Raw genomic sequence first — 21,442 nt, 5'->3', positions numbered from 1 at the left:
AAGAATGACTCAGGCGATGTTGCCAGAATAATAGATCGGTGCTTGTGCCAGGTTAAATCGGCCAAGCGACACTTGTAATGAAAGACGATGCCTAAGGCTGGCGTTAGAGAATTAGGTGCTGGCTAGCAGGTCGTATGACATCACAACCTGCATTGGCCTCTATTTGTCAAAATTTCGCATTCATGATGCCCACTGAGTGAGTAGAATTAAGTTAAGTTATCAGTAACTGTTAAAACTATCTGGAAAACCATGAAATACTTCGCGCCCCTCATTCTTTTCACTGCTGGATGGCTGTTATTGCTGTTAAGCAACAGCTTCACTTCCATCAGTTTGATTAATGGTTCACTACAATTGCTGCTGTTCGTCCTGGTGGTATGCCTTCCCATTTGGCGCACAGGACGAATGTCTTATGTGGATATAGGCTGGCCATCTGGCTTGGTAATTATCGGCGTTTTAACCTGGCTATATAGTAGTGGAGACCCTGTTCGTGTCGCTCTGGTTAGTATGGTCTATATTCTCGTAGGCAGTCGCATGGCGCTAGGCGCTCTGAATATGTGGAGAATGGGATTACTGAAAAAAGAGTTCCCGCGCTATGAATATCAGAAAATTCGCTGGAAAACGGCAGGTAAAACCAACACTGCATTAGCCATGCAGATAGATGCGATCTATCAGGGCTTGGCGAATGCATCATTTCTGGCGGTACCTGCTCTCCTGATTGCGACCAACCCGAGTGGGAGTATTTCAGCGCTTGAAGTTATTGGTATGCTGATCTGGGCGGGCGCTTATGCTGTGGAGTCTGTTGCTGATATGCAAAAACTGGGCTTTCTGAAGACGATGAAGAAGGCAGGTCAGAAGAATATGGTTTGTAACGTGGGCCTGTGGAAATTTAGCCGCCACCCCAATTACTTTGCTGAGTGGATGGTATGGAATGGTCTGATTATCGCTGCCATTCCTTCCTGGCTTGCACTGTATGATCAGGAATCACTGGTTGTTTGGGTGTTGCTAGGCGCCAGCTTGTTAATGGCTTCAAGAATGATGTACACCACGCTGGTATATTTTACCGGGGCAGTGCCAGCAGAGTACTATTCGGTTCAAAAACGGCCGGGGTACAGGGCCTATCAGGAAACAACAAACATTTTTTTCCCTGGCCCCAGTAGGACAGTTGCCGATAAGTAAGCTGTAGGAGAGGAATGAACGTATTCGGTCAATGGAATAATCCTGACCGGTTTCTGGAACGGAATTTCCGAATTAAGGCACATCAACTGAATTGGCGCTGACGTTGAATGGGAGAAGTACCCCTTTAACTGAACAACCTGAGCGAATTATCTATTGGGGCCATTATAGTTGGGATCGTGCGCATCCATGATCGACTTGGCGATAGCCTTCAGGTCGGTCTCGTAGCCAGAATCATAGGCGTACTTGTCCAGATCCACACCATAGATGGCGTCAATCCAGATAAGCTCTCCCAGATCTTTAAGGATCTGGCCACCATGACCCTTGTTGTCTGTGAACAGGGAGCTCTCGCTCGGGCCCTGCAGGTTAGTTACATCTGGCAAGTTGCCCGCTTCAAACAGGGTGCGTAGCTTCAGCGCCGCCGCACCGTAAGGGATGGAATAAATTGTGACCCCCGGATACTGTGCACGCAGTGTGTCCACTGTAGGAAGAATAATAGTGTTGTAGAAGAGGTTCCAAGTATTTGCGTAACTAGCAGCGTCAGCATAGTCAGTGGGGTAGTCGACCCAGGGCATACCGATGAAGAACTCGGTGTCCGGGTTTTGGGCCAGCGCGTAGTCGAACCACAGTTCATAGCCCTCGAGGATCAGGATGGGTTCTCCTTCGGGGTTCAGAACAGGGGCACCCTCGGAGGTTAGCTCAAAGTCGCAACAGGTCATGCCGAAAACGTCGACACCCCCTGAGTTAAGCACCGCCTGTATATTGACGCGATGCCCCGCATCGTTCCATAGCGCAAGCGGCGCACCACTCGCACCACCAGACATTTCCACGTTCTGGCTGTGGCCGTCAACGCCGGCGCGTACTGTGTGATAGGGGATCTGGTCGGCCAGCGGACGGAAGAAGCTGTGCCCCATCAACATCATCTTGTCGCCGGGAATCACTCTGAACGGCGCTCCCGGGTTGTCTGCCAGGATGTCACTGATAAATGTATCTACGATATTGTTTGCTGACGAAACCGTATTTGTTGGAATGTGGCCTTCTCCCACCATGTTGGCGACCTGATGTGGACTGGCAGGTTGAGCGGCGATGGTATCAATGAGTCCCTGTGCGGCCCATTCGCAATTGTTCTGACCCGCGGTGGCAGCTTCGGATATGGGTGGGAGGTCCCAAAAACAGAAGGGGTCTTGTGTGCCGCCGACGAATAGCAGGGGCACCTCATCGAAGCCCGCATTGATTCGGCCCTCGGGGGCGATAATATCACTGCGGTTGGTATCACCGTAAAACCCTTGTTTTTCTCCAACGCCCTCGTAGGTCCAGCCCGGTTGGCGCGGAGCCTGTCCCGGGTAAACGTCGAATAAGTCGAAAGCCCTTGGGCTCAAAATAGAATCCGCCACCACACCGGTGAGATGTATGTCTTGCGCTGCGAAGCTCATAGCCAGATTGTAAGCACCAACCGATCCGGCACTGGTACCGTGGGCAAATACCTCGGTGGTCGGGTAATTCGCTACGGTATATTCAACCGCCGACATAGTCGCCTGCATACCGTTCACCTCGGCACCGGGGTTGGGATTGTTGGGGTAAGGCGTGCCAAGACCGGAGTACTGGTCGTGGTCGCACATCGATACCATGACCACGCGATAACCCTCCTGAATCCGCCTTGTGAGGGTGATGTCTTTGGGCTGTCCGTTCTCAACGGTGCGTTCTTGAAGTTGTTTGACCAAAAGGTCATCGAAAGTTTCCTCGCGGTTCCAGGTGTCTTCGGTTTGATCGCCGACGGCTTGGTAATCCCCGTTCTCATCGTAAAAACCGGCGCCACCGCCATGCAGAAAGACCCACAGTGGCGCTTCGGTGGTTTCGTCGCCGTTCGCTGGGTTTACGACCATGAACGTGTAGTTGCCGCTGAGTCCGCAGCTGTAGGCATTATTGCGATAGAAGTCGAAGTTAAAGTTGATGCCAGTGAAAGCCTGGGATTTTTCGTCGGCGAGGTTAATACCTTTGGTAGTGCGTTTAACGACGAACTCTGGTTCAAGATATACATAGGCATCCGGGTCGGCTAGAACTTCTAATTGGGCTTCTGTACCTGCCCAGTTAGTGGTGTTGAAGCGGCAGGGTGCAGTACTGCCTGCACAAATATAACTATTTCCATACTTCCATCCGGCAAAATGCCAGCCATCGGCAGGCTCAGCAATAAACGTTTCATCGAAATAAAGGTCCATGACATCGACCGTACACTCACGGCCGGCAGCACATTCGACGGCTGTGGAGACGCTAGATACACGCCCTTCGGCGGGGGATTCAATGTCTATCTTGCACGAAGCAAGAATGATGATCGCGATGAAAAATAGCAGTCGATTAATGGTAATAGCTGCGCACCTCTTTTAATGACAATGACAATGACGATGACAAAAGTGTAAGAAGATTTCAAAGGATTTTGTGAGATTAAGTGTACAAAATAGCGCCGATAAACCTTATGTCAAAAGTGGTACTGTGGGGTTAACGTGTCAACATTGCCAAAAATGGCTCAAAACATGCAAGCGGCACCGTTTCTCTCCTGACATTATTAACTCGCGGTCTTGCTGTACTTCGATTCAATCTGAGGCGTCGATCAAGATGATGAGGTGGTTGATTTATTTCAACAGGTCAAACGCGATGGAGTTGCAGTAGACGATTTTTAAAAAACGCCAGTTGGGCAGCATTCATATATTCCGACGCCGGCGCCTTAAGAATTTGCTGTTCACGGAGTAATGGTTTTTTTGCCGTAGTCTTTTTCACTATGCAGAAACGTATTGAATTTTTGGGGATGAAAGGGCCGACGCGCGACGTAGCTGAAACTGCCAATGCCATGCTCTTTTAGTTCAGGCACGTGTTATCCGCGTATCTCTTTCAGCCATCCAGGCGATTCTTGGGCTCGCTCGAAATCAAACAGACGCGTGTTGAGGACGTCGTCAGCGTTGACCTTGCCGTTGGCAATGGGAATGATCCGAGCTTGTGTGCTGAGTGTCTTGAGTATCGCAACCAGTCGATCCAGTTCGGACTGCTCTACCAAGTCGGTCTTGCTAATCAGCAGTACGTCAGCAAACTCCACCTGGTCAACCAGTAAGTCGGCAACGCTACGCTCATCCTCATCCCCGAGGGACTCTCCGGTTTCGTGAAGGTACTTGGCCTCTTCATAGTCCTTTAGAAAATTGACGGCATCAACGACGGTTACCATCGTGTCCAGCGTCGCTACGTCGGACAGCGATACACCTTCTTCATCTGCAAAGGTAAATGTTTCTGCGACGGGTAAAGGTTCGGAAATACCGGTGGACTCCATCATTAAATAGCCGAACCGCCTGTCTTCAGCTAACTTGTTTATCTCGATTAATAGATCTTCTCGCAAGGTGCAGCAGATGCAGCCATTGCTCATTTCTACAAGCTTCTCTTGTTGATGGTTTAGCGTGACTTCGTTTTGCACCATGGCTGCATCAATATTGATTTCACTCATGTCGTTGACAATGACAGCGACTTTTTTGCCCTCACGGTTGTTGAGAATATGACTCAGCACCGTTGTTTTTCTTGCGCCAAGAAAACCGGATAAAACCGTCACGGGTAAATTATTCATGTGTCTGCAGACTATAGGTTCGATGGTATAAATGCGAAAAGCTTCATTATGATGTAACATATCATTTTAGAAGCAAGCGGATAGGACGCTAACGCTGTGGTGTAGATGCATAAGATCTGCACGGCCTGTTTAGCTGACTTGTGATGTTTGTCTGCTTGCGCTAGCGTAGAGGTTGACTTCACAAATCTGACTGCCATGAACGCATTACGCCATTGGATGACACGAAACCGAATCAAGCCCATCGTGGCGATAAAAGCCATTAGCAGGCTGTTACAGGATCCGGATGATACCGGGCAGGTGTTCAAAATTATTGAGGCGCTGAAAGGCGATGGCATAACAGCGCCACTGAAGCGTCTTAAAGCCGACCCCGTTGGCGCCGCCATGCTTGAACAGCGTATTAATATCGTGACCCGTCTTAACGACCGTGATGCTCTGCTGGCAATGCCTGAGGGCAGCATCGGGCGAGCTTATTACGACTTCGTGCACTCTCAAGGCTTATCAGCTGACGGCCTGATCGCAGCGCGTGAAGAAGCTCCAGATTACGACGGCTTGTCAGAAGAGGAACAGTGGTTCGCCAACCGGCTGCGTGACATTCACGATCTGCAACATGTACTCACAGGCTATGGCAGAGATCCTCTTGGCGAGCTGAGCCTGCTCTCTTTCATGACTACACAGGTTGAGAACCGCGGCATCAATTTTATTATCTTCATTGGTGGCCGCAAGTTTAAGGGTGACTATCCCCAGCTGGATATCAAAGGATTCATCGCCGAAGGCCGAGCGATCGGTAAAAAGGCAGCGTGGATGCCCGCCATTCGCTGGGAAGACAGGCTTCATGAGCCGCTGCAATCTGTGCGCAATGAGTTGGGCTTTCAGGCGCCGATAAACTACCAGGCGGTTGACTATATCGCGCAAGATCTCCCTTCGGCAGCCTGAGTCGAATCCGCCTACCTCTTGGTCCGGCTGTGCAGTTGCTTTAACTTGAGCCACCGAGATACCGAAGATATCCTAGCCGAGCGAGGGACCGCTGCCAAACTTGAACCGATTGATTTTATTTGCGATTGACGAATTCGCCGTAGCAGCTACATTAGCGTCCCTTGAAGAGCGGCGCGCGTTTTTCAATACGCGCCATTAGTCCCTCGGCAAAATCTTCGCTCTTCATCAGTTCGTTAAGTACCTCGTTCTCTAGGTCCAGGGCTATGGTCACCTCTGCCAAGCGTTGTTGATGTACGATGCGCTTCATCGCACGAATCGACGCACCTGCGCCGCGCGGAGGAATCAGCTGCAGCGCTTTCTCTCTCGTGAATGACAGTAACTCATCGTGGGGTACCACGGCATTGGCAATACCAAGGTCGAGCAGCTCCTGCGGTTCGATCTTCTCCGGGTAAAACAACAACTCTTTGGCTTTTTGCATACCCAAGAAGAGCGGCAACATATAGGTCGACGCCAATTCGGCGGAAATACCCAGGCTCGCGAAAGGCAGCCGTGCCCAGGCGTACTCTGACAGGTAAATTTGATCTGCAACGGCCAGCGGCAGGGTGAAGCCGCCCCCGATGGCTAAACCATTTACAGCCGCCAGTACCGGTTTGTCGCAAGCGAAGAACTCCAGGACGGTGCGCTTCATGGCAATATCGGTCATGTCGATCTGGGTCAGGATCTCTTCCGGGAGCTCATCATAAATTCCGGGAACGAAATATCCACCACTGCTGAAAGCCTGCCTTGTAGGCTCGCTCTGTAAGTCTGGAGCGCCCGTTAGAATCATCGCCAGCGCGTTGTCGTCTTCGCGGAAGTGCTTGGCCGCCCAGTACAGTTCCAGTGCTGTCAAACCGCTTAACGCATTTTTACGTTCGGGGGTGGCCAAACTGACTGTGACAATACCGTCACTGTCGAGCTGGTAGCTAATATCTGAAAAGTCCGTTGTCTGCATGTTTAGCCCCTGGCGTCAGTTGGGAGTCATTGTTTCACAAGTAATCGTAACAATTTTTGTGTGAAAGATACCGGCGGTATCGATAAATAAATTGGTCGATCTCGGTAGATTTAACGAATGAACGGTTAAAAATTGCTATCGATTCCCTAGACACCCCACTGGGTTTAAAGAAGCCAACCGTCTCTGGTGTATCAAATTCAGTGCGATCTATACGATAATACTCAAACCAAAAAATCGAGGCTTTGGCGATACTTTCTGCATCGATGAAGTATTTTTGACGATAATGGGCGAGACGCAAATCTAGCCCGATTTAGCCGAAGAGGGTTTTTATTCGGGTGCTGGTTTCAGGAAGACGCCACCCAATTGCCATGAAATCCGGAAGGAATGCGGTGCGGCAAGTGTATAATGGCCTGCGCTTCGCCCAAAAAGTCATCCGCGTTGAGCACTTGTAGTTCAGTAGTTTCCTGACCCATATCGATCACCAGGCCAATCAACCAGCCTTCATCTTCACCGCTAGTAGCACTGCGTGGAACAAAAACAAATTCGCCAGGGTGACGATTATCTCCAAAATGACGGCTCAATGTTGCCCCCGATCTGAGATCATGCTTGAACAATTCGCTACCCGCCATATCGAGTCGATCCGCCTCACCGACCAGTGCAACGGTATAGACATATTGATAATCCTGTGTCGTCAGTCGTTCATCATAGCGCGGAAATTCTTGCGCCTTGTTGTTGGTTATTTTGCGATCCACCCTCTGGCTTTTCGGATCAACCGTCCAGCGTTCCAATCGAGACCAAGTGCCGCCCGGACCAAAAGTTGTCCGCGCATAGGTGCTTTCATGCACCACAACATCGACAATCACTTTGCCATCGGCGGTCTCAAAAGCATTGGCCGGATGATACACATAGCATGGATCAACATCGCACCAGATGGTGTCTGCGCCGGAACCATTTTTAGGGCAGAGGCCAACTCGCGCTTTATGATCCGGGTTCCAGTCGTAAGGGAAATCAAAACCAGCAAGCATTCGCTTTACTGAGAAAGTCGCCGGTAGATCGAAGACCAACACAAAGTTATCGGTGATTTGACAATCATGGACTGAAGGGCCGTGTTGCACTTTGATTGGCTCCTCGCGTTTAACTAATCCATCGGTGCCAAGCACAACGTGCCAGATCGTGTTCATCACCGGCGCGTCATAAACAATTGCATGCGCTTCGCCGGTTTTTGGATCAACATGGGGGTGAGCGGAAAAGCCATGATGGAGCGTGCCATCAAATGGGTTATGCGCAATAGTGTCGAGCTCTTCGTTTAGTTCCACCGGAAAACTACCAGCTTCAACAATCGCAAAAGTCCGCCCGTTGAGACCAATGACATTCGTGTTGGCGTTATCGCTGCGCGGGTTGCGGATTCCCGGCTTGCGATCTTCGCCCAAGGCATCGCTGACTTGATTGGAACGCACCCAGCGGTTGCGGTACCACTCGGCCTTGCCATCAACGATGCGTACCCCATGGGTCATGCCATCGCCGATAAACCAATGATAGCTGGCTTCATCCGGCGCGGTCACCGGGTTGGGACCAATGCGCAAATAACGTCCATCCAGCTGCGTTGGAATAGAGCCTTCGACTGTCAGATTTTCAAGCGTCAACTCTTCCGTCATCGGTTTGTGAATGCCGGTCAAATAGGGATGGCCACCTTCGGGAGCGGTCATCCGTTTGCGATTGAAGTTTGCTACAGCGCCGATCACGGGGGTAAATGCGGAACGGATAGTCTTTTCAATAACGCAAGCCATGAAATTTTTCCTTAATTTGTCCAAATATCGGCAAAGGTCGTGATAGTCATTGCCAGTAAAATAATCCCACCCGGATGGGTTTTATCGCTAACGTGCCTTTCGTTGCGTTAGCGATAAAGCGGCTCCAATAAAACCTATCCACTCAGCACACTATAAGTAAGCGCAACGATTAAACCATGAGCGTTCGCCAGTATAAGTAATATAAATGAAGTATTGATAAGAAATCGACTCGCATTCGTGACTGCCCATGCTGGTGTATCAAATTTATTCAACCTGGGTGCGCACAGGGTTGGCGCTGAACATGATCGATATCTGCGGGTGAGTGTGTTTACAGAACAGGGGAGGGCGGTTGCTTGAGTGGCCACCGCTAATTATCATTGACCTCAAAAGTGAATTCGTCGGAACCATGCCAAGGGTTTTTCCGTCTAGCGGTGTCGCAAGCGAGGCACGTTGGAAACAATAGATGCAGGCCAACTAGTATGAATTTGAATTTACGAGGTTTATTACTGCCGCTCATGCTGATTGCCTGCAGTATCGTCGTGGCCCAAGAAGAGGATGGCAATCTGCCCCCGGGAGCCACGCGACTGTCTACCGAAGAGATCCAGCGATTGTTCTCTGGTGTTCGCGACGATGCCGAGGTTCAGGACCTCATTAGGACCAGGGCCGTCAACGAATGGCTCAGCGACGGCAGTTTTGTGAATCGTTGGAGCAATGCGGAGCGCTCGGGAGAAGTGCGTGGACGCTGGTGGGCCGAGGATGATCGGCGTTGCATCGTGATCACTGGCGGGTTGCCCGACCGAGAAGGTATCGAGAGCTGTGGACCGCTGTACCGGGAGCAGGATCTCTTCTATTCAGTCAACCAGGACGGCAGCGTGCACGGAATTCACCGACTGAGCCCGCTGCGGGCGAAGTAGTCCCTGTGTGTAGGTTTGGATTCAAATTTGACACCCCGTTTGGGTGCTATCAGCTTAAGTCTCAGGTATGGAGATGTCGAAGATGCATTGGCCCAGCGAGGCATTAATGCATTCAGGGAAGCGACCTGCCTCCCGCTTTGTGGCGTTAAAATCTAAGGGGCATCTAGCGCTGCCAGCAGCGCTTCAGTGACCACCGAAGCCTGGCCAAAGGTCATGTTGTGATTCGCATCTTCTATCGTAATGAGTTTCAGTTGCGGTAAATCCTCGGCCATCAGCGCAGCTCCGTCATAGGGAACAATTTCATCAGCAGTTCCCCAGATAGCGGTGACGGGAATATCCGTCGTCCCCAAAACTTGATAACGCTGAGATAGATCATCCATAGGGTAATTGCGCAGCGTAGACAGCATCGCATCTGTATACCCTTTATAACTGGCCTGCTCCTCGAACTTGGGGAGCATGTCGTCTGGGGCTCTGCCTGCGCTCACCTCCGCCTCGATACCTGCATACGCATATTGCCTGCCGATAAGTGTGAACAGCCACTCGCCCAATAGCGGTGCGGTCAATACCGATCTAGAACCAGCGTCAGGCATATAGCCCGCAGGGGCTATCAACACCAGCTGCTTGATTTCTTCTGGATTAGAGGCGCTGTAATCGACCACATTGGCACCGCCCATTGAGTAGCCCACTAACGTCAAAGGGGTTACAAGCTCTAGGCCGGTGATTAATGACGCCAACTCACCTTGGTACAGCGCGGAATCATAGGGCACTTCAGGACGATCAGAAAAACCACGGCCAAAATGGTCGTAAGTGATTACCTGATAACCCGCTTCCAGCAAATAGGGTGTTACCTGCTCCCACACAAACTTTGGGGTACTGAAGCCGTGAACCAGGATTATCGCGGGCGCGCCACTATTACCCTCGCGCGTGTATGACAAAACACCCTGTTCAGTCTGCAGATATAAGCCACCCAATTCGTCGCGTGCATTACCGTCCAATTCCTTCAGTCCGGCGCGCGCAAAGACATAAGCCGCCGCTGCGATAATTAGTAAAAGCAAGGCAGTCCACGCAAGGTATTTTGACCAACGACGCATTACAAAGCTTCACTGAGACGAGGGCCAAAAGCATAGCATAGTGCCCGCGCAAAGATCATCCGACGAGTGCTCAGGCAGGTACTGTCAAATTAAGTCACCATGATGTCGAGGCTCTTTTTGCGGAACAGGGTATCACTGTCAACCGCAAAGCAATTCGTTTCTGGTGTATAAAAACTAGACCGCTCTATACCCGCCGATTGAAGCGAGAGCAACGAGGCAGCGGCGATATTTTTTATACTGATGAAGTCTTCGCTGGTGTGCCAGACCATTCAAATCAATGGCAAACAACATTTTTTCTGGAGGGCAGTAAATCAGGAGGTCGCAGTGGTGATTTACTCTCCAGGCTGAACGTGGCGGGGCAACTAAGCTGGCGATAACGCACTGTTAGTTGCCCGGCTGGGAGGTCGCTACTTTGGGGAGTACCAGATCGGAGAGGTATAGGCGCGCTCCTGAGCGACCAATTTCGCCTCTTTGGGTATCTCAGCTCCCAGTCTCACTTTGTCATACAGGACCCAGCGAGGTGTAGGAATTTCCATGACGCGCACGTAGTAGAACGCCGATTCTTTCGCATCAAAATCAGGATCTGTCCAGACAGTGCTTAATTGCCCGTCACCAATGCTATTACTCCAGGTCGCTGTTTTGAGGTCCACTGTATTGCCAACTGCTTGCTTGCAGCGCCCATTCTTGTCGATCTTGCGACCGCCAGAGACTGCGACATCGTAGACCCTTTCATGGGTTTCACCCTTGGCATCCATCCAACCTTTAATGACCTGAACGCGATCGAGGCTGCCACTTAGAGGGTCCATGCTTGCCTGGATCATAAAGTTGGGGGCGTTGGCGCTGGCTTGTTTCAGGTCGCCACCCATGGGTACACCCTTGGCGTAACCGATAGCCACTGAGTCACTGGAATGGACATCTTTCTCGATGAAGTCCCAACCGCCGAAGAAGCGAACTGTCATGCGCGGACCGGTGGTGGCGTAAGTTTCCTTGCGCTCCATAGCGTCAAAGAGGGCAGTACGGGTGTTTTCATGGGCCCAGATACCCGTGTAGCCAGAAGCGACCAGCATATAGCCGGGAATCTCACCAAGATCAGACTTTATGAAGGGATGGCTTATTCGGTCAGCACTGGGCTCGACACTGGTAGATTTACCAAAGAAGTTATCCTCATCAGCAGTGGCCAGTGCGGTATGGCTGTCTGTTGCGCCACCAACACCAAACTTGTAGGGGTTAACGCCGAACTTTTTCTCCAGCTGCAAACCTAGCTTGAGAGCGGATCGACCGTACTCGCCGGCCAACATTTTCTCGGTCTTGAGTTCACTCAGGTCCAGGTTGCCCACCGCCCAGTTCTCATAGTCGGCGAAGTCATCGTCAGGAGAAAGTGTGGGGTGGGCTTCGCCATCTCCTTTTATCTGGGTGATTTCATAGTGGGGCTCCCACTTGGCGCGCTGTGTCACATATTCTTTATCAACTACGCCGCCGTGATAGGTTTCTTCGGTAGGAAACATCCAGCCGTTGGACAGGTTGCCGTTATGTGCAAAAGCAAATACACGACCACCTGTTTTGCTTTCATAATTCTCGAGCCATTTATATAAGTATTTGGGGTCGGTGCTACCTGTGGGTGGCTGCGTGGTTGCAGGGTCTACCTGCAGTGCCTTATCGGCATTGTCGCGGAAGATAACATTTCGGTGCAGGTTGAAACCTTTGGGTACAGAAGTCCACTCATAGCCAATAAAGGCGGTAAACAATCCAGGCTCATTGTGTAGCTCTGCGTTATCGACAATCTCTTTCCAGACCTTGGTGAATACCTTTGACCCAGGGCTGTAGTCAGCAACTAATTGCTTAGGCACAGTCATCTGCGAGAAGTTCTGGATAAGGTCAAATGCCGCTTCGCCTGCAGCCTGACCGCCCTTCTTGAAAGCGTCGTGCCACTCCTTGCCCTTGGCATTGGCCAAGATATTGGGAGTCCCCTTTTTGATGTCTGTAGCGATGCCCATCATGTCAGAATGATCGGCGACTACCATCCAGTCCAGAGGTCGGGCCAGTTGCACCGGTATTCCGGTAGAGGCAGTTATCTTTTCACCCCTGGCTAGACGATAGGCCTCGTCAGGGCCCAGGATATTGCCGAACAAGCCCGCGTCCAGCGATAAACCCGTGTGCAGGTGGGAGTCGCCCCAGTAGACGTTGGTGGCGTGGGTGGTATTGGCAGGAGGGGAGTATTTTTTTGCCGCTTCGGTCGGCCCCTCAGACGATGCAGCTACCTGCGCCGCTGCGGCTGCAAGCGCAATAGTGAGTAAAGAGTGTCTTGCTAATTTTAGTGTATTCATCATTATTCCTGATAATGGTGCGATCGTTTTTTCGTTATTCACGTGGACCTGAATTTGGCCCCTGTTGCGTCGATGGACGTTACAATAGAACATGATTGGAGGTAACGCAGAAGTAAAAGAAAGAGAAAAGGCCAAACTTATCTGCGACTTCATGCAGAGGGTGCCGACCAAGTCTACTGACGCATTTCAAGGGCGCGACGTTCCGATGTTTCCCAGACTCTGATATAACCTTCGGCTGAACGAAACAGGGGCTCCAACGCCTCGTCACTGACTCCATCCCTACGGACCTCTTCAATGTACTCGGCTACTAAACCCAGGTGCACCATGCCCTCGGTATTAAAATCGAGTACGCGTTCACCCACCAATGGCTGCTCTAGTGTGATATCACCGGCGAAGGACTTAAAGGGGTAGGTAATTGGGTCGCTCTGAGGCTGCGAACAGTTGGCCAATTCGCCAAAGCGCGGTTTCGGGTAACCGGCAAATCCATTCAGATCGAATCCAAACCCGAGGCCGGGATAGGCGTTTTTCTCTTTCATCAGCGCCAGGCGCCGCTGAAAGCTATCATCGGTGGTCGCAGCTACTTCTGGGTCGCGACAGCGGCCAAAGCCACTGGTAGACACACCGCCTAGCTCATACAGCAGGCCGTTGTAGTCGCGACCGTGGGTGCCTACTGCGGGATACTCGTTCTCCACGAGGATTTCGTAGGCCCGCTTGTAGCTGCGCCGGGAAAAGTGATCTACCTCCATCACCATGCCTCGCTTCATCATCTCGCTCATCAGGAATTCACCCAATGGTGTGAGACCGTGATTCTGGCAGTACTCCCCTTCGAGTGAACCGCCGGACAGTAGCCCTACAGACTGGAAGAAAAATCCCACGGGATCAGCATCGAAATCCTCGGGGTTTACGGGCGGCATCGAATCAAACTCGTCCCTGGGTTGGTTGAGTTCTGCAAAGTTCACACCGCCCCGGTCAAAACCGCCATCGTAATTCAGAAACTCATCCGGGCAGAGTACGAAGTTGGAATAATGACCTGTGTGGGCGTAATTGCCGATATCGCTGACCCGCCGGTCGCCGTCGCCAGCGGAAAAGCCGTTATCCATTTTGTGGACGGGAAACAGCACCCGCACCCCCTTGCCATGGTATTCATCGAGCTTATCCAGCACATCTTGCTCGGAGCAGCGCTCAAAAGCGCCGCGGGGGGAGAGAAAGCAGTCGAACAAATCGGACGTCTCAATGCCAAGGACTACCGCCAGGTTGCCGGCGCTGATCTCTGCTCTCGCCGCCTCTGGTGTCAAGACAATACGAAACCAGCCCTCACCGGGGCCACCTGACTGAGCGTCAATATAGCGTTCCATGTCATAGGTAGCCTCAATGATCCTGTCTACTGCCACCATGTCATTACAGTCGTAGCGGTTGGCCTGAGCACCTACTGCTGTGGTCAACTGGCAGAGAGTCTCCTGGGTGGTGGCATGCTGCACTACCAGCCGTAAGCCCGATAGATAAGCCCGCTCAAGCCACGTGTAATACTGCATTTGATGCGTCGAACTGAAGGGTGCATTGGGCCAGTCAGTAAACTGGGGGTAGCCCTCGGTATCGTGGTTTTTTTCCGGTAGTTCCCCGGTGATTAGAGCTGATGCCAGGCTGAGTATTCCGCCATCACTAAATCCAGACCCCATCAGGTCCTTGCGGCCATCGACTCCGTGAGAAAGAGCACAATTTGGCAGGGCGTGTTCCACCCCTAACGGATGAAATGGCGCGCCGTGGAATACTCCGCCACCGCCGAAGGCCAAATTGGTAAACAGGTGCGAGTGGCTGTCGACAAAACCGAACAGGTCGCCATCTTCAAATTCAGTCACATCAATCTCACCGGACGCATTGACCGTCAATTCAGGAAAATCTGCGCAGTCGGACTGGGCCATAAAATCGAGGTCGGCGGCTTGGGCCTCGGGCACCAGCGTGCCATCTGCCGCGATAAATGCTCCGCTCTTGATGTGCTGCAGGCGAAAGCGCCCATCTTCTACGGCAAATAATTGCCACTCACCCTCGGATTGCATGCGGTCCTCGATAACCACTGTGCCGTCGACCTCATTGGTATCAGAGGTAAGCGACATCTGGCGCAACAGACCCTGTCCATCGGATACCAGGTAACCCCGGTCCTGGTCATACACCAGATATTTTCCGAGATCTGATGGACGCAACAGAAAGCGACCGGCGACGTTCACATCGGTAATATCTGCGGTATAGGTGTCATCGGCAAATGCTGCGCCAATAAACTTGTTCCCGGCATCGGGGGAAATTGAGTAACAACCATTCGCAACGGCAAACACGGCATTTGCATCGGCCGGCGTTGGGGTTTCTGCAGGTGGTGCATCTCTACTGTCGCTACCATCACTACAACCCACTACAGCAAGCGCTATTGCGCTGGCAATCGTCCACCGAAATATAGAAAAACTCATATCTAATATGTCCGCTAGCTATTTGTTAATTCGTTCCCGAAGGCCTGATATTACGCTACGCAAAGGCAGCCTAAGTTGCGCATCATGAGTACATTTACAGCGTTGATCATTGATGAATAATGCCAGATATTATTCATTACCACAGCCAAAATTCTAATCATTGGGGAGCAATCACCTGAGCCGACGAGGGGGTCATGGAGCGGGGGATGAGTGGTGCGGTATTCCGACAATTCAAGTCTGTTGGGTAAGGCGGTTGTTTGATATTAGGCCGCAGACTCCTGCGAATTCAATTCGTTAAATTGTCGATACTTGTTGCCTTGGCGACGCCTTCCGGTAGCGGATCAGGCTGGTCGAGTGGGCGGATGGCGCCTTTTTGGTTTATCTCCTCCTCAATTACCCGTATAGGCAAATAGCGCCCTTTTGCAGTTTTGCCCACAAGATCCGGCTTTTTTCACCTATACTCTGTAGTGTTGGCCGTTAACGACCGACTGAATTGAATGGCTGAAAGACCAGACTCCACGCAAAATCCAAAGCCTGGCCTATCGAGTTTACGTTCCACACGAGGACTGAGCCTCTGGTATAGAGGTCCAGACAAGTGTAAGGAGAACACATGCGAGCCGTCTTCAAATCTATTTCTATTGTCATCTTTGGATGTCTGCTCAGCATGACATCACTGGGGCAAACGGGCCTGGACCAGCGCACCGTCATTCTGTTTGATCGCTCTGTCAGCATGCTGCAATCGCATCAAGGCGCCAGAAAAATTGATTTGGCCAAAAACTTATTCCAGGGAATGAGCGAACAGTTTGCCCTGGATCCTAATATGTCCCTGCGTTTTTTTGCCGGCGGCACCAGTTCAAATAAAATGATTGATTGCCAATCCAGCAAAATTGGCCTGGGGGTGGGCGCAGCCCGGTCAGCCGCAGGTATAAGCAGTATGATAGATAACATTAATGCTGTGGGACAACAGACTCCGATCACCTACGCCTTGGAAAGAGCTCAGCAAGACATGGAGGGATGGCTAGGGCCACGCAAAATTATTCTGATATCCGATGGTCAGGAAACTTGTCAACAAGATCCTGAAAGTTTGGCAGAAGCATTTTCCGGGGCGGGAATTACTGTCGATACGATAGGTATAGGGCCCCCAGGCAATTTCGCCCAGCTGGGGATGATTGCATTGGCCGGCGCAGGTGAGTTTCACCTGGCAGAAAATCTGGCTGCTTTGCAGGAAGCCATGGCAACGGCAACAGGTGGAAGCAGCACTGGCGCAGCTCTGCCGATGCGGGTATCAGATGCAACACGACAGCCTCAACCGGCAGCCAGGTCTAAAGAGCTGCCCGCTGCCCTGCCTGATTCCGCCACAAGCATTAAGGTGCCGCTTATTGCTCTGCCTCCGGTGGCAAAAATGTTGTTGCCAGAACCACAAGTCACTACTAACGCTCCAGCTCTGGCGGTAGAAATTATCTTTGATGCCAGTGGCTCCATGGCAGCTCGCCTGCAAGGACAAACCAAGCTTAGTCTGGCCCGGCGAGCGCTAGCAGCTGCAGTGCCCGGGCTTGAAAACCCTTCGATTTTGGTTGGCATGCGCGCCTACGGTTTTGATCAAAGTCTGAATAAGACCCCTGATGCCTCCTGCCCTAACACCGAACTAGTGCTACCGTTTACCGCTAACAGGCAAGCAACGGCCATTAACCGCACGGCGGATGCGCTAAGTGCATACGGCTACACTCCAATCGCTAACTCGCTGACATTAGCCGGTCATGATTTACTGGCCATAGACGCTCAAAAGCACATGATTATCCTGATATCCGATGGAGAGGAGACCTGCGGGGGTTTCCCCGCAGCGGTAGCCGCCAACCTGCGTTCGCTAGGCATCGACTTGCAGACTCACGTAATAGGTTTTGATCTTGATGCCACTGCGCAACAACAAATGCAGGCTATTGCCAGCGCCGGTGGTGGCCAGTATTTTGACGCAGCCGACGGCGATGAATTAGGCGCTAGCCTGATGCGAGTAATCGATCTGGCGCAGGAGGCCGCAGATCCTTGGGATATGCGACATATTCGCCCTGTAAGCGGCGGTCCCAATTTAGAGCAAGCCACCGAGTTAACTCCGGGGAATTACACTCTTGATAGGCACTTACCCAAAGGCGAGCAACGCTTTTTTAAGGTAACAACAAAGCTAGCACAGCGAGCATTGCTGCGAGGTGTTATCCAATCGCGTAAGGCGATAATTGGCAACAATGGCGCCAACAGTGAATCTTCCGTGGCCCATGCGGGATTTGAAATTAGACTGTTCCGTCCGGATGGTAGCGAAGTAAAAGGTCACTGGGCCAGGGTTTATGGCGCACGTGGCGAACAAGCACATACAACGTATATAGATTTATCTGGCGAAGGCTTTTACTTTTCGGTCGGCAATCGCTACGACACCGTGAATAAAGATGCCCTATTTGGTCTGCAGATAGACGAAGCAGGCGATCTGCAAGTGGGACAGGATGCGCCTAAACGAGTCGAACAAGCCCCGAACCTGCCGCTCGATCGACTTGTGGTAGGACATCTTGGATTGGCTGACCGATATGATAGTTATCGTTCAAACATCAGAGCGGGCGCGACCGAGTTACAGCTAAAAATAAGATTTACCATCGCAGATTTTCGCTACCAAGTGGATATAAGAGACGCTAACACGAATAAGCGAATTACTCGGTTGACCCAGCAAACCGGGGCCAGCGATGCAATCATTCCACTGAACAGCGCTACAACAGCGGTAAGCTTGCAGATAAAAGATAATAACCCCAGCCTGAACGCAGTATTTTCATCGTATACGCTGAAGTTGAACTACCCCCCTGAATGAGAGGTGAACATGGACCGTAGAATATTTTTTCTCGCATGCTTAATTGGCCTCACGCTTGTTTCTCCAGCTCAAGCCAAACGTGAACTTGCCGCAGGTGCGTTACCACAAGCCGTGCTGGAAGCTTTCTTCTCCGACTTGAGCACCGCTGTAGAAAATCCAGCCAACGCCGAACTTGGGTTAAACGCGACTTACAATTTAGTCGACGGTTATTGGATACGAACCACCCGTGAGCAAGTACAGCAAACCGGCCAGGTTGCCGATTTAAATTCGGTGATGTTTTTTAAATTTAACCGCCCCAGCAGCTGGGTGATTACCAGTCTGCGTAGCGCCGGTGAATTTGCAAGAGCCGAAGTGCGGTTTCAGCCCAGCGCCTCTGCGGGGGTAGTCCGTAATAAAGAGCACGATACTATCGACACGACTTTTAACCTGGTCCTTAAAAATGACGACTGGTTTATCGTTGATTTTAAAGGCCCTGAAGTCAAACCATCAGAAGCTCTGCCTGACGCACTTACCGTTGACCCGTCTGACACTCCGGCTACTCTAGTTAGCCGCTTTATGGACATAGTATTGCAAGAATTAGGGCCGGCATCAGGCTCACCAGGGTCCAATGTGAACAAGGTTGCCGCTGCCACAAAAAATATGTGGGTCGATGAACGCGATAGCCGTCGATCCCTGGGCCAGGGGCTGACTATGATGTCTATGTTACAACCGACGTCCTGGCATTTGGTCGAGCTTGATCAACAACGGAGTACCGCGGAACTTACCATTACAATAGAGAGCGGCTCTCCCGTGGCCGCCCTCGTGCCAGGCGCCAACAAAGACGGTGGCCCAACCACCATCCGGTTTTTGGCAAAAACAACCAATGGGCAGTGGTTATTGCAAGCCTTTATTCGCTAGGAGCATGACATGGGCCTACACCTTCCGAGTGTTTTAACCTGGCTGGCCCCGGCCCTATTAGGCGGGTTTTTTAGTGTAGCCCATGCAGATACTCTGGAAACCCGCCACGCTACCATTGAGCACGCAGGCGAACACTCAACTCTGGCCTTGATCGTGGGGAACACCATAGACCAGGAATATGGGCCTATGTTTATTTTTTTCAGCCAGATAGGTTCAATGGCACCAAGCCCGCAGAAAGTCCCCGTCAACATGGACAGCATGTTGCTCGAATTACAACAGATGTGGCCCGGCCAAAATCCGATGGCCTCTACCAACCGAGACGGCGACTTCACCATTAATATAGACCCTGACGCAGTCGTTGGCCTAGATCGTTTGCGTACCACGGTGGTGCACGAGTTATTCCATCATCTTTCTTATCGCGCCAGAGTAGTTCGCTCTGATGACCATGCGACCCACTCAAACCTATGGGTACTGGAAGGCACGGCAGAAATTGCTGAGTATTATTTTTCTAGTCCCCATCAACATAAAAAAAATCGCTTTATCGAGTATCTGCAATGGTCTGCCAACCATCAAAAAAGCGTGATCAATGCCGGGCACCATGCGGCCTTGTTTATTTATTACCTGTGGCAACAAGACCCGGCCAGTTTTCAGGAGTTAATGCGGCAGTTTGGCGACAGCCATAGCGGCATCAGCGTTGCTTCATCAATGGCCATCGACCAGCACTGGTTTGAATTTACCAAGGCGATGTTTAACCGCGCCCCGATCACCCCGATCTTGATTGATGGAAGCCCAATGGTAGTCCCGGCAGGCGATCTCGTCTCGCCCTCTTTTGTATCAGAGGGAAAAATATACCTGGTGCCGAAGCAGGGGTTGGTTAACACCGAAATCAATCTACCCCCATTGTCATGGCAACACGCCATGTTAGACGTTGACGCTGGTGTGGAGTGGTTCAACGTCCATTTTGATCAATTAGGCGATGACGACAGCTTTATCGTCCACGCCTACTTAAAAGATAGCCAGACCAATCAATACCGCTACGAAGACTGGAGCGGTAAAGCCCAGCGTAGAGTCTGCAACCAAGCTATTGGCCCCTGCGAAGGACAAAATCTGGATAAGGTTTCCAAAGTAATCTTGATCATGGCTAACCAGTCGCTGGACGAGGAGCTTAGTGGCGAACTAGTGGCAGGCAGTTTGGACCAGCGCTGGAGGTTGCTGGAAATGCAGGTCAACAACGATTTGATTGTTCCAGCTCTGGGCAAGCTTACACTGGAATTTGGCACCAACGGTGGCATGTTAGTCAAAAGCAAAGGTTGGTGGTTGAAGTTCCCCACAGATCACTTTCCCACGGACACCTGGCAGTCTGCTTACAATTACATAAATCGTGCCTGCCGGTTTAGGGGTTATGTTAAGTTTCGCCGCGATATTGAAAATGAAGAGATCAGTTATGAGGATGATAAACAGCGGGAGAAATATCTCTGGCCTACGACCCGAATAGACAAAGGCGGGCTTACTAACACTCCCTCAGGTTGGTTTTGCGATTTCCGCCGGGAAATGGCTGGACTTGGCGGTGTGCCAGTAACCGGTTTAGCATCACAAGCAGTTGTGGCAAGAATCTTCACCGACTTGAATACCACCGAATATCCAGCAAACAGCTTCGCTGGCAAACTATCGGCAATCATGAAAGCCATGATGAGCTTGCAAGTCCCCCAATCCGGATCCAAAAAAGTTGTTATGTATCATTTACTGGCTCCCGGGGAAGAGCGACGCTTACAAGTTGAGTTGCAAGGCAATGTCAGAGCTTTTTTTGTTCCTTACCCTGAGTAGCCTGAACCCAAGTTGAGCCTATTGAGGGTACTGACAAGTTAACTTACCCAAAATTGCTAAAAGCGGCGGATGAATGTTTATAAACGACACAGATTTCCACCGGATATCATTTCCTACGCTGTTTGACTCTATTACCGGTTCAATCTCAGTCACCGCGATTTTGAAGATCTTCTCGCCCTGCGAGGCACCACTGAATCCTGAGAAGCCATCTCGTCTCTGATGTACAAAGTTCGGCGCCTTCTATACCCGTCGATTGAACCGTAAGCACCGTGGATATGGCAATACTGTCTTTATTGATGAAGTCTTCATCAAAATCAACGGCAACCCGCACTATCTATGGCGCTGCATATCGAGAGCTGAGCTCTGAAACAACGCATGTCACAGATCGGTACGCGAACAATCGGGCAGGGCAATCTCATGCACCGACCAGGGCCAGTGAACGAAGGATGCGAAAGTTTAAATCGGCAGGGCAGGCGCAGCGATTCTTGAGTGCTTATGCGGCGGTCTCAAACTTGTTCAAGCTGGGAAGGCACTTGATCCAGGCTGAGCATTATCGGGATCTGAGGGTAAGTGAGTTCGCTGATTGGAGTAGGGCAGTTGCTTGAG

The 21,442-nt window shown here is 51.2% G+C and carries 12 protein-coding genes and 2 pseudogenes; 7 read left to right on the top strand and 7 right to left on the bottom strand.

The window, feature by feature from the left end:
- Positions 1-249 precede the first annotated feature (249 nt).
- Entirely contained in the window at positions 250-1,176 is a 927-nt protein-coding gene (locus EYC87_RS16175; RefSeq protein ID WP_279253780.1) for a DUF1295 domain-containing protein, read from the top strand.
- Between the two features lie 146 nt (positions 1,177-1,322).
- Here the strand turns inward: EYC87_RS16175 and EYC87_RS16170 are convergent, their stop codons facing one another.
- Together EYC87_RS16170 and EYC87_RS16165 are read right to left on the bottom strand one after the other, a co-directional pair.
- Positions 1,323-3,389, bottom strand: a complete 2,067-nt coding sequence (locus EYC87_RS16170; RefSeq protein ID WP_279253779.1) for a hypothetical protein — start codon at positions 3,387-3,389, stop codon at positions 1,323-1,325.
- Positions 3,390-3,925: 536 nt separating this feature from the next.
- A pseudogene (locus EYC87_RS16165) lies at positions 3,926-4,774 on the bottom strand (GTP-binding protein); the annotation flags it as partial.
- 195 nt (positions 4,775-4,969) lie between these two features.
- On the opposite strand from EYC87_RS16165, the gene EYC87_RS16160 reads away from it, so the two are divergent.
- A complete protein-coding gene (locus EYC87_RS16160; RefSeq protein WP_279253778.1) occupies positions 4,970-5,707 on the top strand; it encodes a Coq4 family protein in 738 nt (245 codons plus the stop codon).
- Positions 5,708-5,858: 151 nt separating this feature from the next.
- Here EYC87_RS16160 and EYC87_RS16155 read toward each other — a convergent pair whose 3' ends face one another.
- Complete coding sequence (locus tag EYC87_RS16155; protein WP_279253777.1) at positions 5,859-6,698, bottom strand: enoyl-CoA hydratase/isomerase family protein; 840 nt, start codon at positions 6,696-6,698, stop codon at positions 5,859-5,861.
- A 344-nt stretch (positions 6,699-7,042) separates the two neighbouring features.
- Positions 7,043-8,485, bottom strand: coding sequence for an 8'-apo-carotenoid 13,14-cleaving dioxygenase (locus EYC87_RS16150; protein ID WP_279253776.1), 1,443 nt, complete (start codon positions 8,483-8,485; stop codon positions 7,043-7,045).
- 479 nt (positions 8,486-8,964) lie between these two features.
- Here EYC87_RS16150 and EYC87_RS16145 point away from each other — a divergent pair, with 479 nt between their 5' ends.
- Positions 8,965-9,399, top strand: a complete 435-nt coding sequence (locus EYC87_RS16145) for a hypothetical protein (RefSeq protein ID WP_279253775.1) — start codon at positions 8,965-8,967, stop codon at positions 9,397-9,399.
- Between the two features lie 152 nt (positions 9,400-9,551).
- Here the strand turns inward: EYC87_RS16145 and EYC87_RS16140 are convergent, their stop codons facing one another.
- The 3 genes from EYC87_RS16140 to EYC87_RS16130 form a co-directional block, all read right to left on the bottom strand.
- Positions 9,552-10,490, bottom strand: coding sequence for an alpha/beta fold hydrolase (locus tag EYC87_RS16140; RefSeq protein ID WP_279253774.1), 939 nt, complete (start codon positions 10,488-10,490; stop codon positions 9,552-9,554).
- 407 nt (positions 10,491-10,897) lie between these two features.
- Positions 10,898-12,814: a DUF3604 domain-containing protein gene (locus EYC87_RS16135; protein WP_279253773.1), complete on the bottom strand. Its 1,917-nt coding sequence runs from the start codon at positions 12,812-12,814 to the stop codon at positions 10,898-10,900.
- Between the two features lie 173 nt (positions 12,815-12,987).
- The gene (locus tag EYC87_RS16130; RefSeq protein ID WP_279253772.1) at positions 12,988-15,270 is read right to left on the bottom strand and encodes a hypothetical protein; all 2,283 of its coding nucleotides are present in this window, start codon (positions 15,268-15,270) and stop codon (positions 12,988-12,990) included.
- Positions 15,271-15,880: 610 nt separating this feature from the next.
- Between EYC87_RS16130 and EYC87_RS16125 the strand changes: the two genes are divergently transcribed.
- From EYC87_RS16125 to EYC87_RS19520, 4 genes and pseudogenes are all read left to right on the top strand, one after another.
- Positions 15,881-18,115, top strand: coding sequence for a vWA domain-containing protein (locus tag EYC87_RS16125; protein ID WP_279253771.1), 2,235 nt, complete (start codon positions 15,881-15,883; stop codon positions 18,113-18,115).
- A 9-nt stretch (positions 18,116-18,124) separates the two neighbouring features.
- Entirely contained in the window at positions 18,125-19,012 is an 888-nt protein-coding gene (locus EYC87_RS16120; RefSeq protein ID WP_279253770.1) for a hypothetical protein, read from the top strand.
- A 9-nt stretch (positions 19,013-19,021) separates the two neighbouring features.
- Positions 19,022-20,836, top strand: coding sequence for a hypothetical protein (locus tag EYC87_RS16115; protein ID WP_279253769.1), 1,815 nt, complete (start codon positions 19,022-19,024; stop codon positions 20,834-20,836).
- Between the two features lie 69 nt (positions 20,837-20,905).
- A pseudogene (locus tag EYC87_RS19520) lies at positions 20,906-21,441 on the top strand (IS6 family transposase).
- Position 21,442 lies beyond the last annotated feature (1 nt).

The sequence above is a fragment of the Candidatus Seongchinamella marina genome (assembly GCF_026262685.1).
Classification (GTDB): Bacteria; Pseudomonadota; Gammaproteobacteria; order Pseudomonadales; family Halieaceae; genus Halioglobus; species Halioglobus marinus.
This window is presented reverse-complemented; position numbering and strand designations above follow the sequence as displayed.